This is a genomic window from Nocardia fodinahabitans (assembly GCF_052983615.1).
In genome coordinates this window covers 3,434,771-3,448,054 of the sequence record NZ_JBRJJC010000001.1, presented here as the reverse complement: position 1 = coordinate 3,448,054, position 13,284 = coordinate 3,434,771, and the positions used below count along the sequence as shown (strand labels likewise).

Here is a 13,284-nt window from a genome sequence, read left to right as displayed (position 1 = left end):
TTCCAGCCATGCGCGATGAAGTTCGGCGGCCGAGGGTGCAGCGGTGCGGCGGATTCGGGTAGTCATCGCAGGGCTCCTGCAGCAGCGTCGGCGGGTGTCAGGGCGAATACGACAGCTGCGGCCGACACGTGCGGTTTGATGTCTGTGTAGCGCTCACCGATGGTGTTGATCTCGCGGCGCTCCTCATCCGCGAGCCCGGCCAAGCGCTCGCGCATCGTCGCCACATCGTTGAGGCGTTGCCGATGCTGGGCGCGTACGACCTCGGGCATGTCGAGGGTCCATGATTCTTCTTCGGCATTGATGTCGTGCTGCAAGCGGTCGATCGACTCGGTGAGGGTGCGACGAAATCCGGCGAAGATTCGTTGTGCGCGAGTGATGTCGTCGTCGCGGCGCGTGACAAGCGCGTCGGCGACACGTTTTTCGTGTCGCTCGGCCCGTTCGTGCATTCGATCGCGCAGGCGGGTCCGCATGGCCGAGCCCTCCGCGTTCCAGAGCCTGGCCAGCTCCGCCCGCACGGATTCGTCTGCGAGCGAAAGAGTTTCGGCGTCGAAGGTGTTGTCGAGTAGTTCCTCGACTCGTTCGTCGGCCATCGCGCTGCCGCGAAGACGAATACCGGCGAGGAACACCTGCTCATGCAGTCGCAGCCCGCCCCGCCCCACGAGCACCAGGCGGGAAACCACCACGACACATGACTGGGGAATGTCGGGCACGACCATCGCCGTCACCCGGTGCATCGGGGATTCGACGCTGAACAATGCACCGCGCAGGATCCGAGCTGAGCGTTGCAGCACGGCATGTCCGAGATGGATGTGTACGAGGTCCTTGCGGCCCTTGGCTGCATCCTCGTCGAACGTGATGGGCCGCAGTTCCCCAGGTGTAAGCGGTGCTTCGATACCTCGCAGCGCAGGCTGCCAGTCGGGGCTCAACGGCGGCAACAAGTACACCGCCGCGCTGGTGTCTTGGTCACTGTATTCGATCAGCGGTGGCTGTTTGGTGTAGTCCAGCGCTGCGTCGACGACCCGCCGGGCATTGGCTGGAGTGAGGTGCATCCTGGCTTTGAGTTCGGGGTAGCGTTCGGTCAACTCCGTGAGTCGGGTGCTGAGTTTGCGTTCGCCGGCCAGTGCCTTGGTGATGGCCTCTTCACCACTGTTGCGACTGACCCGCGAGCGTCGAACAGTGCTGGGGCTGTAGCGCTGCTGGATTTCCTCGGACACCAGTTGGTTGACCTTGCCGAGGTCCCGGCGCGCGTTGCCGACCTTCTCCGCGATCCGCCGCATGAAATCCAGCTCCGAGTCGTAGGTCTTGGATGCGGAGTCCGGGGCGAACTGGTAGATGGTGGGGGTTTCATGTTGGCCGTAGCGGTCGATGCGGCCGATGCGCTGTTCCAGGCGGGAGGGATTGAACGGGATGTCGTAGTTGACCAGCCGGTGGCAGTAGTCCTGCAGATCGATGCCTTCACCAGCGGAGTCCGTGGCCAGTAGAACCCGAATCGGGTTGGTACGGGGGTCGGAGGTGAACTTAACCCGGATGATCTCGCGTTCGTCGGCCGGAGTGCTGCCTTGGATGACGGCGAGTCGTGTCTTGTCGTAACCGCGTTGCTCGAACACCGCACGCATCCAGTTCAGGGTCGCAGCGTATTCAGTGAAGACGACAATACGTTCGTTTGCCCAGGTATTCCCGTCCGGTCGGCAGACGGAGTCCACGAACGTGATCAGCGCGGTCAGTTTCGAATCGGGCCGATGCTCGAAGCTCTCGCCCCAGGCGACGAGGTCGGCGATCTGAGCGGGTGTGGCCGCCACGAGCGGGTCCGACGCCTTGCTCTTGCGCAGTGCGGCGAACTCCGGCTGATCCTGCTCGCCCTCCTCCTCGTCGTCCTGCTCGAGACTCATGACCTGCTGGAAGTACTCGTGGTCGTCCTCGGCGATCTCGGGCAGCCTCCCGGCGGGCTCGGACTTGTCATAGAGCGCCAATGTTTGTGCGAACGACCACGGGCTGGACAGAAATCGCTTTTTCAGCAGCATCGCGACGATGTCGCCGGAACGTCCCTTACGGCCATTGCGGCGAGCGCTTTCGGTCAGAATCCGTTCCAGCAGCTCGAATTTGTCTTGCTCGACGTCGCCCGGGGTGAACGGCAGCGGCTCCAGCTTGCGTGCTTTGAAGCCGAGCTCGGTGATGTCGGTCTTTAGCCGGCGCACGATGATCTCGCGCAACGCGGCTTCGTCGAGAGTCGCACCACGGACGAACCGGCGGCTGTCGATCATCTCCAGCAATGCGGTGAACGACTCGGAATAACCGTTGTGCGGAGTCGCCGACAGGAACAACCGGTGTTCGCACCGCTGGGCTAATGCGCGAGTGGCGACGGTTCGCTGGCTGTCCACAGCGTATCCACGTCGCCCCCCGAAACCGGTGGGACTGGCTGGCGCGACGTGGTGCGCCTCATCGACAACCAGAACATCGAAGGCGTAGCGCCGCGAGGTGGAAGTGTCGCGAACGTCGGCATACAGCTCCCGCAGCAGGCGCTGGGCTCGCAGCGACGACAGCCACGCCATGCTCACGATCACGCGGGGGTGGAGCCGGAAAGGGTTCGCATTCAGGCCGTGGCTCCGGCGTGCCGAGGCCATGAGATCTCGGTTGACGATCACGAAGTCAAGACCGAACTTGTCGCGCATCTCATCGCGCCACTTCAGTTGCAGGCTCGGTGGACACACCACGACAACCGTGCGTGCCCGGTGCCGCAGCAGCAACTCCTGGATGACCAGTCCCGCCTCGATCGTCTTTCCCAAGCCGACATCGTCGGCCAGCAGCAGATTGGTCCGGGCCGACTGCAAGGCGCGGCTGAGTGGTTCCAGCTGGTAGGCCTCGATTGCGGCGCCACTACGAAACGGTGCCTGATAGGTTCTCGCATCCGCCGATGTCACTGCGCCCCACCGGACTGCGTCGACGAACGCGGCCAGGATATTCGGGTCGTCGAAATCCGACGGGGTCAGCGTCTCCGGCAACCCATGGTCGGGCTCGATGCCGTGACCGATCTCGAGTTCCCATACGACCGCCAGCTCCTCACCGAGGCGATCCTCCTCCAGCGACTGGAGTCGCACCACATGAGTCAGGCCCGCCACACCCTCATCGGCGGGGCTGCGAGGCAAGCCCTGGGTCTCTACGTTGGTGACTGCCCAGGTCGAGCCGCGTACCTTCACCACCCGGCCGGGTGACGGAACCTCCGGCATCACCATCGTCATGAGCCCGCGCCCTCCCGCTGTTCGTGTGAACACTCCCGGTTATCCGGCAAAGGACATACTCTCGCATGGTTGCGATTTTCGCAATCGGCGGGCATGTTGGATGCGTTGCCGGATGTTGCGATTTTCGCAATGGATGGGTACGTTCGAGTCGTGCCCGACATTCCCAGCCGTGTACGTGAGCTGATCAGTACTCGCGGGTTGAACCAGCGCGACTTCGCTGCGGGCATCGGTATGGACGATTCCAAGCTGTCGAAATCGCTCGGCGGAGTGCGGCGCTTCTCGTCGCTCGATCTGGCGCGTATCGCGGAGGCCTACGATGTGACCGTCGACTGGCTGGTCACCGGGGAGGAGCCAGCGCTGGCAGTCGCCGCCCGGACTGCCGGTGGGACCGCGACCGTCGCCGTCGAGATCGCCGAGCGCTACGCCCGAATGCGGACCGACATCGCCGCCTTCGGATACCGGCAGCCCTGGAATTGGTCGACGTCGAACCTGGCGGATTCTTCCGACGGACGACTGCTGGCTCGGGCCGCTCGCGAGGCGGTTGATGCTGTCGACACAGCCGATGACCTGCCCACGAGGGTGGAGCAGGCATTCGGGATCGACGTGACAGTGGCCGATCTGGGCGCCCAGTTCGACGGGCTCGCTGTTTCCTCGCCCGAGGTGAAGCTCATCGTTCTGGCCGTCACCCATGTCCCGGCCCGCCAGCGGTTCACGCTAGCGCACGAACTGGGACACATCCTGGCCGGAGACGACCAGGTCCTCCATCTCGACGAGGACGTATTCGCCCGAACACACGCCAGGGAACCCAGTGAGATGCGAGCCAACGCGTTCGCGGCCGAATTCCTTATGCCCCAGCATCTTCTGCGGAGTAAAGTCGACGCGGGGATGACCATGGAGGGCTTCGCGGAGTTGGCAACCGTACTGTTCGTCACTCCGTCGGCGTTGGCCTACCAACTGCACAGATTGCGACTCATCGACGCCGGCACGTGCGACCAGTGGAAGACGATCACAGCTGCGAAAGCGGCCCAGATGAGCGGCCGCAGTGACGAATTCGCCCTCCGCAGCGCCGAATCCGCGACAACACGCTTCCCCGGCCTGCTGATACGCGACACATACGCGGCCTACCAGAGCGGAGCAACGACGTTGCGCCCCTACGCCGAGTTGCTGGGGGCCGATATCGACGTCCTACGGGAATCACTGGAAGCCAAAGAGGGGGACGGGTCTAGACGGTGAGCAACTACGTCTTCCCGGATAACACGGTACTGTGCAACTTCGCGTCTATTGACCGATTGGACCTGCTGCGGGCAGTGCTGGATGGCGACGGACGATGGAGCGAAGCCGTCGCCTACGAGGCCAGTCGCTCCGTCCCCTATATTCCTGGGCTCGCCGGGCTGCAAGATGCGGATTGGCTCGGTGAACCCATCGAAATCACCGATGAGGACGAGATCCGGCGGGTTGAAACGATCCGCCGCGGGGTGTTCGGCGGCCGGGAAAACAACCCTCTTCGCCATCTCGGCGAATCCCAAACCTGCTTCTTGATCAAGGAATCGGGTCGGTTCGATGGCTCATGGTGGGTCTCGGATGACCGAGAGGCCGTCCGGTACGCCCGGAGGCAGGGAATCGTGACCTGTGAGACCGCCGACCTGATGAGCATTGCAGTCACCAAAGGCAATCTCGCCGACACCGACGCGTTGCCGCTGCTGCACGCAATGGCGGCGACCGGTCGTCGCTTGAAGATCCCGGACACCCTCGCAGCGCTGCACAGATAAGACGCCTTCCTGGGCACCGCCATCCAAACAATTAGGATCGATCGACCCGAAAACTGCGTCAGTCGCCCTCTTATGAGGCGTGGCGGCACCGAAGACGAGCGTTGTGACGCACCGGCCAGCGGTTGCATCTGGCCGGAGGTAGCTGGAAGTCGCACCTGCGCCCTGCGGTTGCTGGCTGACCGTCACCGCTTGTCATCAATCCCGCCATTTAATGGCCGACGTCGACCAACGATGCTCGCACTCGCCAACGCTAGTAATCGGTATCACAGCCGTAGGGGGCGGGATTTCAGTGTATCCGCAGCTCAGAGGCTCACTGACTCAACGACACCCAACGCCGCCAACTCTTGACAACGACACCCATCGCACGCTGTTTCGATGCGAGTACATGGAGTTACCCATGCACGCGCAATCGCAGTCCATCCCTGTCGCGTCCAGACAGGACTGGGTGCAGCGCGACAGCTTCGTCATGTCCCGAGCGACCACGACATGGCCGTAGCGGTCGACTGCGGCGATGACCAGGCGGCTCAGGCAGCTGCGGGGCAGGTACCACCGGTCGTCGTCCAGGAGTGGGGAGCGGATACGCACAGACTCGTGCAGCCACCGCCGATTACCCTTCCGCGAAGGGATCTTCGCGACAACCTCACCATCGAGGGGCAGCCACATCAGCGCCACGCCCGGCGCGGTGATCACACGGCCGTCGTCGATACGTACCTCGGGCATCCGGTCCTGCATCAGATGACGGTGGCATATGGGGCCGACATGAAGCATTCAGTTCTGTTCGGCTGCCTGGCGCAGCAACTCGGGCGCGTTGGCCTCGTTCATGCCCGGCGGAGCCTCGGCGGCGGGCACGCCTTCCCAGGTCTGGTACGGATTGTTCATCAAGGCTTCGACCTGCTCGGGTTCGGCCCCGGGTAGCGGGACCCGGTCACTGCCCACCGCTGAGCTGTTCGCGCAATTGCTGCTCGGCCTGCTCGAGCAGTGCCCGGACGTGGCCGTAGGCGGCCAGGTAGTCGACGGTGGCCGGTTCGGTGCCCGTGCCAGCTCGGGTATGGGCCGCATGCTCGGCATGTTCGACGATTTCCCGTTCGGCCTCGCCTTCGAGCACGTGCACCGCGTCCTCCGCGCGGGCGGCGTCGGTCAGCAGCTTGGAGCGGCACGCCGCGACGATCCATTCCGACAGATTCCCCCCGCCGGCATCCTGGATCCGAGCCAGCAGCGCGTCATCGATGGAAATCGTTGCGGTCGCCATGCCCGACAAGGATAGGCCGACCGCCGCGCACACGGGCCCTGAACCGGACCCCGCTTACTCGGTTATTTTGAATTTCCTTGTGTGCCGGATCTCCTGGAAACTGTCGTAGTCGTCCCCGCGTCCCAGTGCCTTGAGCAATGCCTTGAACTTCTCGGCGTTCAACTTCGGCTCCAGCGACTTTTCGAACAGTTCCGGCTCCCTGGCTTGGACCAGACCGGGATTGATGCGGCGGCTCTTGACGGCCGTTTCCCAGGTCGCCACTCCGTCGATACCGGCATGGGTACCGATGGCGAGTTTGAGTTCGGTCTCCACTCGTTCCCGCTCGGCCGCAGCCTGCTCGTACTTTTGCTTGAGCCGCTGCTCCTGGTCGTGCAGCTCGATCCACTGATTCCGCAGCGCCTCGGCGGCGGGGTCGCGTGACAACAGGGTGAGTTCGGGTTCGATGTCTTCGAGTTGTTCGATCTGCCGCAGTTTGGGCAGTTCCTCGGCGAGCCAGACCCGGCAGCGTGCGAACAGTTCGGTCGCTTGGTCTTCGGTGAGGTGGTAGATCTCCGATCCGCCTTCTACGCTGCGCTGCTCGGCCCAGGTGTCCTTGACATACTTCTCAAGGGCCTTGTACTCGTCAGTCTCGATGGCGTCGAACAGCATCAGCGGCTGCGCGCAGTTGGTCTGCAACGTGGATCTGCGCTTGTCTGGCGTCGCGGTGGTCTGGCCAATCTTGAACAGGTCTTCGGTGCCGTGACGGAACCCGTAGACGTACCCCATGATCATCCCCTGCCTTGAGTGAAATGTGTTCTCGCCCTGTCGAGAACACAGACGAGCGCCATCCTCTCAGGGACTACCGACATGTTTCGCCCCCGCCGAGACCGCACCTCACCGATTTCGGCCGGAGTTGTCACTAGTCCGCGCGGAAATCTCCTGGGGGACTACGGCATCGGATCATCCCAACGAATGCCGACACCGCGTGACGAAAGTCGTTGCACGGCATCGTCGGCAGCGGTTTCTCCAGCCTCAGTAGTCTCCTTGCAGTGGGTAACACGGCCGGGCGGTGTGCGCGGTCATCGGCGGAACCTCCAGCGCCTCGGTCACAGACGTGACATCCGGACCGCTGGTGGAATCGTGCCTGTGCGGATGGTGGACGCCGGCCATGTACCAGAATCCGTACCCCACCAACGCCAGCGCGGCAACGGCAAGCAGCGCTGACCTCACAGGCGCGCGACCACGGTCGGGCTGGGTCGAGCAGCCGGCAGGGGAAACGGCGGACGTTGCCCGGCGGGGCGGGGACCACCGGCGGCCGGTAGCCGATCGGGGTGTAGCTGGGCCGCCAGGCGTTGTAGTGATCCTCATAGGAGGACCGCGTTCCGGTCGACGCCGACGGCTCGACCGCGGTACCCAGGTCGGGAGTCCACGACGTTGTTGGTGCGAAAGGATCCTCATCCGGTGCGAACGGATAGTCGTCATCCGAAGTCGAATCGGTCGACGTGGTAACAGTGGCGGGGAAGCCTTCCGAGGCCAAAGCTGCCCGGTCGGCGGCCGGGTCGTTGACGCCCAGAGCGTCGAGCATCGCCAACCCGCGCGACAGTCCACACCGATGCGCGGAACCTCCCGCGCTGGAACCACGCGAACAACTCGTGTTGCCGGTCGCCCAGCAACACGGCATGAACCGCTCCAGGCGTCGGCGATGTTGGGGCGAGACCCGCCCGCGGCCACGAGCACGGCGTATCTGGACCCGTGACCGGATTTTCTGGGCGGAGAAGGAAGCGCGCAAGGCCGCGCGGGCTCGGCTGCGCGGTGGCCACAGCGTGATCGCCCATTCGCCGGAGCTGCCCGACGACGCGGAATTCTTCGCCGCGCACGAGTCCGGAGGCGACCTCACCGGCCTCGCCCACAAACCCTGACTCCACGGAACTGCCCGCTTGAGCGGCTGAGCGCAGGCCCATGCTGGACAGTGGTGGCAGGCGCTGGAACAATCCGGCACGACGATCGCAGACCGACTGCTGCACACAGGTGCTGGCGTGCCCGCTCGACCGTCGTCGACTGGACCGCCCGGACGCGCGGATCGGATCTGCTGTGGCTACGCCAAATGATCCGCTGTGCTCGGTGACCCGATAAGCTCTGCTGGGTGGCGCACCAGTTCTCCGCCGACCCCTTCGTGACGCGATCCCGTTCGGCCGCGCGAACGAGTCCCGATCGCGGCCGATGAGCCCGGTCACCCTTCCTTCCGACGTGCTCGATCGTGATGACTTCGAGCGTAACCAGATTCCGATTCCCGCCGCGTTGGATCAGGCCACCGTCGAGCTGGTTGCGGCCAGGTCGGGTAAATGGCATGCCCGCAACGGATGTCAGTACGGGCGTGAGGGAGCCATCCAGCAGATCCCGCTGCTCGGACTCCGGTGGGCCGAGGTGTGCCGCAACTGCGCGAATGTCGCCAGATCCGTCGACCCCGTACACGCGAGCACCCTCCGAGCCGTCGCCGAAGTGAGCGCGATGCGCCGACACATCGACTCGCTCACCCGCATGCTCGCCGATCCCGACGCCACCTTCGAATGGCTCGACTACGCGAAATGGCGTGCCCGATGCCCGATGTCGACAGAATCGATAGCGGGATTGATCGACCAGATCCGGGGCGTTCGAGGCTACTCGCGCACGATCGCCGCCATCAACAGCGCGGCCCTCGACTACTCGCGCCGACACGATGAGCTGCTCGCGCAATTGGCCGAGCGGCTCGGCTCCGATGCCGAGGACGGGCTGCTCGATCGGGCGGTCGACATCGTGGACACCGACTCACCCGCACGCGCCGAAAGCGATCTGCTTGCGGCCATCACCGGTACCGCCGATTCCGGTATCAGGGTCTACGGCCGGAAGGATCGGTCCTTCGACGCGTGGGTGTCGGTCGCTGGTCTCTGGCTCGCCGCGCACCGGCAGGGCCACTCCGATCCCGCCATGATCACCGCGAATGCCACCGGGTATGTCGCCGAACACCTGTCACAGGTGAAGGACCTGACCCGGTTACCGGCCGATCCCACGGTTGCGGTCCATCCGGCTGACACACCGCAGAGCTGGGCGGATCGGGTCTTTTCCACGTTGCGGGACCGGACCGTCACCGCCTGGGTGGACCGCGCGGAAATGGCCCTGCATGGGCTGCGCGGAGTCCATCGCCGCGACCACAGCACCGAACCCGAACGCGCCCTGTTGGTAGCCGGATGGCCTTTGCACGTCGCATCCCGCGCACGACTGGCCTATCTGACCCAATACCCGCAGCTGCTGCCGCCCATGCCGATCGAGCTCCGATACGGCAGCAGATTGTCCGACGACTACGACGATCGCGACCGGACCACCGTGGCAGTGCTGCGGGTACCCGACCACGCCGCCGAACAGGCGCATGCTATTTCTTCCCACATCCGCTCGACACCGCTGATCGACGACGTCGACCCCGTCACTGCGGCTCGTCAACTGCTGCGCGAAGTCGGAGTCGCGATCCATCCGGCCGACCTGGCTCACTCGCCCCGACCGTCATCGCGTGTCGAGGCCGAACGCCGCCGCCTGGTCACCGCGCTCAACGACGCCCAGTTCCAGTACCACTCCCGCCCCTTCGCCCTGAACAGCCGTGAGCTTCCCGCACACCTCCACGGCGACGACCGTAGCTGGACCACCTGGGAGGCACGAGCGGCGTTCAACCATGCCGGCTCGATATTTATCCCAGGTGTCGATGACCTCGACCTGTTCGCGTTGGCCTTCTCCCGCACCAGCGCCCACAACACCGCCGACGTGCAGGTCCGACTCGAAATCGCCGCCGCGAAACCCCCGACAGTCCATTCGCGGTGGGGCCTGCGCCCCGAGATCGAGCATCCACCCACCGAATACACCGCGGGACTGATCGATATTCCCGCAGCCCTGTACGGGATCACCGGCGACCACAGCGCCGTGCTCCTGGAGATCAGTCCATGCCGTGAACCCGTCGCGGTACCACTGAACTGCATCGCTGTCATCCAGAGCGTTCGCCGATAGAACCACCGTCGAAGGATCAGCCCGGCGTGTTCGGTTCCTCAGTCCATCGGCCATTCGTCTTGGGCCTATCGACGCGCCGACCCGCTGTCGAGTCCTCACCGGCGTGGCGTCGAATCGGTGGTTCGCTGCCGTACGGGACGGTGTGAGCGTAACGTCGCGAGGGGTCAGCACACGCTGATCGTCGTCCGAGTGCCGCCGGATCCCCTCCCCAGCGGCACCTCGGTCGGCGTCGCTCGTGGAACGTCGGAGTTCGGGTCAGTGAGAAGACCGTGTCGATCCCGTCGACTCGGTTCGCTCACTGTGCGAGCTCACCCGCGAATGCCATCGTCGGAGGCTGGTGGGCAATCGTTGTGAAGCAGTGTGTCGGCGGGTTCCGTCGCAACTTCTTGCGGTATTGACCTACGGTCGCGGGCCAGGGATTGGTGACCGCGCCGTTGGCGTGTTTGTACCAGCTCTGCGGGCTGCGCGGCCACACGGTTGTCTGGAGGGCCCGGTCCATCCATTCCTGGTAGGCCGACATCGCCTCGGAGTCGACTTCTATTGCCATGTCACCGCTTTCGGCACGCAGCCGCAGACACGCCAGGATGTAGTCGATTTGGAGTTGTTTCATCGCCGGGTTGCTGCCCGCGGCGGTGAAGGAGTTGGGTCCGGCGATCAGGAACAGGTTCGGAAATCCCGGCACCGCCATGCCGTAAAAGGCGCTCGCCCCCTCGGCCCACTGCTCGTGCAGCAGTCGCCCGCCACGCCCGGATACCGTAACGTCGGCCAGAAATTGCGGCGCGTGGAAGCCGGTGGCGTAGATGATGGTGTCAGCGTCGTGGTGTGTCCCGTCGCTTGTGATGAGTCCGCGGGTGTCGAGTTCGCAGATCGGTGTGGTGATCAGCTCGACGTTCGGTCTGCGCAGGCTCGGGTAGAAGCCGTTGTCGAGCACGATCCGTGTGCCGCCCAGAGGGTAGTTCGGTGTCAGTTTCGCGCGCATCACCGCGTCGGATATGTGGTGTCGTAGATAGCGGCGCGCGATCGCTTCGGCAGGGCGGGCGGTCCAGCCGCGGCGCATGATCGGCGCCAGCAGGTTGTCAGCGCTGTGGTGCAGCAGCCGACGGTAGGCGTGATGTGCGCCCGGGACCGCCAGCAGCGCGGTGGTGACGGGCCCGAACGCGGGACCGGGTTTGGGCAGCACCCAGTGCGGTGTGCGCTGGAAGACTCGGACCCGGGCTGCGGTGTCGGCGAGACTGGGCAGGATCTGGGCAGCGCTGGAACCGGTGCCGATGACCGCGACGCTGCGACCGGTCAGGGGATGGTCGTGGTTCCAGCGCGCGGTGTGGAACGTGGTGCCGCCGAATTCTATGTGTCCTGGCAGGGTGGGGATGTGAGGGCGGTGCAGTTGACCGAGAGCGAAGACCACGGTTTCGGTGAGGATCGTCTGTCCGGAGTCGGTGACCAATTCCCAGAAGCCTGTGTCGTCGAGATAGGTGGCGGCCGTGATCCCGATACCCGATCGCAGGTGCGGTGTGAGTCCTTCGTCGGCGACGATGCGGTGCAGGTAGTTCAGGATCGCGCGCTGATCGGGATAGCGGATATGGCGATCTCGGTAGGGCGCGATCGGCAGCGAGTACAGGTGGGCCGGGACATCACAGTTGCATCCGGGGTAGGTGTTATCGCGCCATACTCCTCCGATGTCGCCGGATCGCTCGAAGACCGCGAACCGGGTGATGCCCGTTCGCCGCAGTGCCGCGGCCATGCCGATCCCTCCGAATCCGGCGCCGATGACCGCGACCTGAAGCACTGCCGGGTTCGCGGCGGAACGATGCCGGTGCGTATTCGCCTGCGCCAGGTCGTGCGCTGTCGGTTCGGATGTCATGAGCGATCGCCGATCGTCAGATGGCACAGCGACTCGTAGTGCGCTCTCGGGGCGATGACGGCCGGTAGATCGGTACGCGGGTGTAGGTGGATGTCGAGGAGGTGGTGTCTGGCCAGCCGTGGCAGAGGGTTTCCGGCCACGCGCCGCCAGCGTGCGATTTCGTGCGCCTCACGGCGGGTGATGGCGTGGCGTATTCGACTGCGGGTGTGGTCGAACGAGTGCTGGTGAGCATGGCATTCCTTTGGTCTGTGCCGGGGACGGGTTGTGCGGGCGTCGAACGACAAGAAGCTGAGATCGTTTGGGTTCCTCAGCTGGGGTCGGTTACCTGTCGTTGGAGGGTTCAGCTCTGCGACGCTGCGGCCTGGTCCGGGATTTCGATGACCTGGACGCCGTTGAGAAGGCGGCCGATCGGTTCCGACTGGCCGACGACGCGGTTGCGCGGGGCGGATCTCTCGTGTGCCCGGCAATCGCGCCGTCGCGCCGCGTGCGAGTTCAGCGGAGGTTGTGGGTGAAGAACCGGTCTTCGCTGGAGGTGTTGATGGTCAGGTCGATTCCGGCGAGTTTGCCGAAATCGATGGCGGCGCCGGGGGTGTGGACGGTGAGTCCACAGCCGTGATAGAAGCTCAACAACCGCGGTGTGTTGGGGAACTGTCCGTAGAGCACGTGGGCTTTCAGGGCTCGCGAGGATCGGATGGCGCTGTTCACCAGGGCTGCTCCCGCGCCGGTTCGTCGATGCTGTTCATCGACGGCCAAGACCTGGATCTCGCTGGTGCGCAGCAGCGCGAGGAGTAGGTGGTCGGGGCTGGTGGCGATGACGCGGGTGAGCAGCCATAGGGTGGGCCCGCTGAGGATGCCTCCGGCCAGTTGGCCGTCGACCACGGCGACCGAGGCACTGGTGCGGGTGGCAGCGGCGGCGGGCACGCCGTGGCTGTCGAGGGTCCGGCGCAGTGTGGCTCGGGTGGTGACGAGGTCGCTGCCGAGCAGTCCGTCCTGGTGGAACCCGAGCAGGTGCTCGACCAGGAAGTCCGGATCCCCGACGCCGCTCATCGCGGCCCAGCGTACGAACTGGTGCAGTTCGGCTTCGCTGTCGATATCGCGCACGGCGATGCGGGGATCCGGTCGGTCGGTGTTGACGGTGGTGGGTCGGTATTGGGTCATGGT

At 64.8% G+C, this 13,284-nt stretch carries 11 protein-coding genes; 4 read left to right on the top strand and 7 right to left on the bottom strand.

Annotation, left to right across the window (positions count from 1 at the left end; genetic code table 11):
- Positions 1 to 62: 62 nt before the first annotated feature.
- A complete protein-coding gene (gene drmD, locus NV348_RS16000) occupies positions 63 to 3,236 on the bottom strand; it encodes a DISARM system SNF2-like helicase DrmD (RefSeq protein ID WP_280184801.1) in 3,174 nt (1,057 codons plus the stop codon).
- Positions 3,237 to 3,386: 150 nt separating this feature from the next.
- Here drmD and NV348_RS15995 point away from each other — a divergent pair, with 150 nt between their 5' ends.
- Positions 3,387 to 4,469, top strand: a complete 1,083-nt coding sequence (locus NV348_RS15995; RefSeq protein ID WP_280184802.1) for an XRE family transcriptional regulator — start codon at positions 3,387 to 3,389, stop codon at positions 4,467 to 4,469.
- Positions 4,466 to 5,005 (top strand): PIN domain-containing protein, encoded by a 540-nt coding sequence (locus NV348_RS15990; protein ID WP_280184803.1) that lies wholly within the window; start codon positions 4,466 to 4,468, stop codon positions 5,003 to 5,005. The genes NV348_RS15995 and NV348_RS15990 overlap by 4 nt, the downstream gene beginning before the upstream one ends.
- Before the next feature lie 318 nt (positions 5,006 to 5,323).
- Here the strand turns inward: NV348_RS15990 and NV348_RS15985 are convergent, their stop codons facing one another.
- From NV348_RS15985 to NV348_RS15970, 4 genes are read right to left on the bottom strand one after another with little or no spacing between them, the layout of a single operon-like run.
- Positions 5,324 to 5,737, bottom strand: a complete 414-nt coding sequence (locus NV348_RS15985; RefSeq protein ID WP_280184804.1) for a hypothetical protein — start codon at positions 5,735 to 5,737, stop codon at positions 5,324 to 5,326.
- 36 nt (positions 5,738 to 5,773) lie between these two features.
- Entirely contained in the window at positions 5,774 to 5,941 is a 168-nt protein-coding gene (locus tag NV348_RS15980) for a hypothetical protein (protein WP_280184805.1), read from the bottom strand.
- Positions 5,931 to 6,254 carry a hypothetical protein gene (locus tag NV348_RS15975; protein WP_280184806.1) on the bottom strand — a complete coding sequence of 108 codons (324 nt, stop codon included), beginning with the start codon at positions 6,252 to 6,254 and terminating at the stop codon, positions 5,931 to 5,933. Before NV348_RS15975 ends, NV348_RS15980 begins: the two co-directional genes overlap by 11 nt.
- Before the next feature lie 54 nt (positions 6,255 to 6,308).
- Positions 6,309 to 7,019: a GIY-YIG nuclease family protein gene (locus tag NV348_RS15970; protein ID WP_280184807.1), complete on the bottom strand. Its 711-nt coding sequence runs from the start codon at positions 7,017 to 7,019 to the stop codon at positions 6,309 to 6,311.
- Between the two features lie 893 nt (positions 7,020 to 7,912).
- On the opposite strand from NV348_RS15970, the gene NV348_RS15965 reads away from it, so the two are divergent.
- Complete coding sequence (locus NV348_RS15965) at positions 7,913 to 8,152, top strand: hypothetical protein (protein WP_280184809.1); 240 nt, start codon at positions 7,913 to 7,915, stop codon at positions 8,150 to 8,152.
- Between the two features lie 328 nt (positions 8,153 to 8,480).
- The gene (locus tag NV348_RS15960) at positions 8,481 to 10,262 is read left to right on the top strand and encodes a hypothetical protein (protein WP_447147623.1); all 1,782 of its coding nucleotides are present in this window, start codon (positions 8,481 to 8,483) and stop codon (positions 10,260 to 10,262) included.
- 295 nt (positions 10,263 to 10,557) lie between these two features.
- Here the strand turns inward: NV348_RS15960 and NV348_RS15955 are convergent, their stop codons facing one another.
- Together NV348_RS15955 and NV348_RS15950 are read right to left on the bottom strand one after the other, a co-directional pair.
- On the bottom strand, positions 10,558 to 12,123 hold the full coding sequence (locus NV348_RS15955; RefSeq protein WP_280184811.1) for a flavin-containing monooxygenase: 1,566 nt from the start codon (positions 12,121 to 12,123) through the stop codon (positions 10,558 to 10,560).
- Between the two features lie 492 nt (positions 12,124 to 12,615).
- A complete protein-coding gene (locus NV348_RS15950) occupies positions 12,616 to 13,281 on the bottom strand; it encodes a GNAT family N-acetyltransferase (RefSeq protein WP_280184812.1) in 666 nt (221 codons plus the stop codon).
- Between the last annotated feature and the right edge of the window lie 3 nt (positions 13,282 to 13,284).

Bases quoted from the DNA above. Each gene is read 5' to 3' on its own strand.
- NV348_RS15950 (WP_280184812.1), bottom strand. From the start codon at position 13,281: ATGACCCAATACCGACCCACCACCGTCAACACCGACCGACCGGATCCC.
- NV348_RS15975 (WP_280184806.1), bottom strand. From the start codon at position 6,254: ATGGCGACCGCAACGATTTCCATCGATGACGCGCTGCTGGCTCGGATC.
- drmD (WP_280184801.1), bottom strand. From the start codon at position 3,236: ATGACGATGGTGATGCCGGAGGTTCCGTCACCCGGCCGGGTGGTGAAG.
- NV348_RS15955 (WP_280184811.1), bottom strand. From the start codon at position 12,123: ATGACATCCGAACCGACAGCGCACGACCTGGCGCAGGCGAATACGCAC.
- NV348_RS15985 (WP_280184804.1), bottom strand. From the start codon at position 5,737: ATGCAGGACCGGATGCCCGAGGTACGTATCGACGACGGCCGTGTGATC.
- NV348_RS15970 (WP_280184807.1), bottom strand. From the start codon at position 7,019: ATGGGGTACGTCTACGGGTTCCGTCACGGCACCGAAGACCTGTTCAAG.
- NV348_RS15965 (WP_280184809.1), top strand. From the start codon at position 7,913: ATGAACCGCTCCAGGCGTCGGCGATGTTGGGGCGAGACCCGCCCGCGG.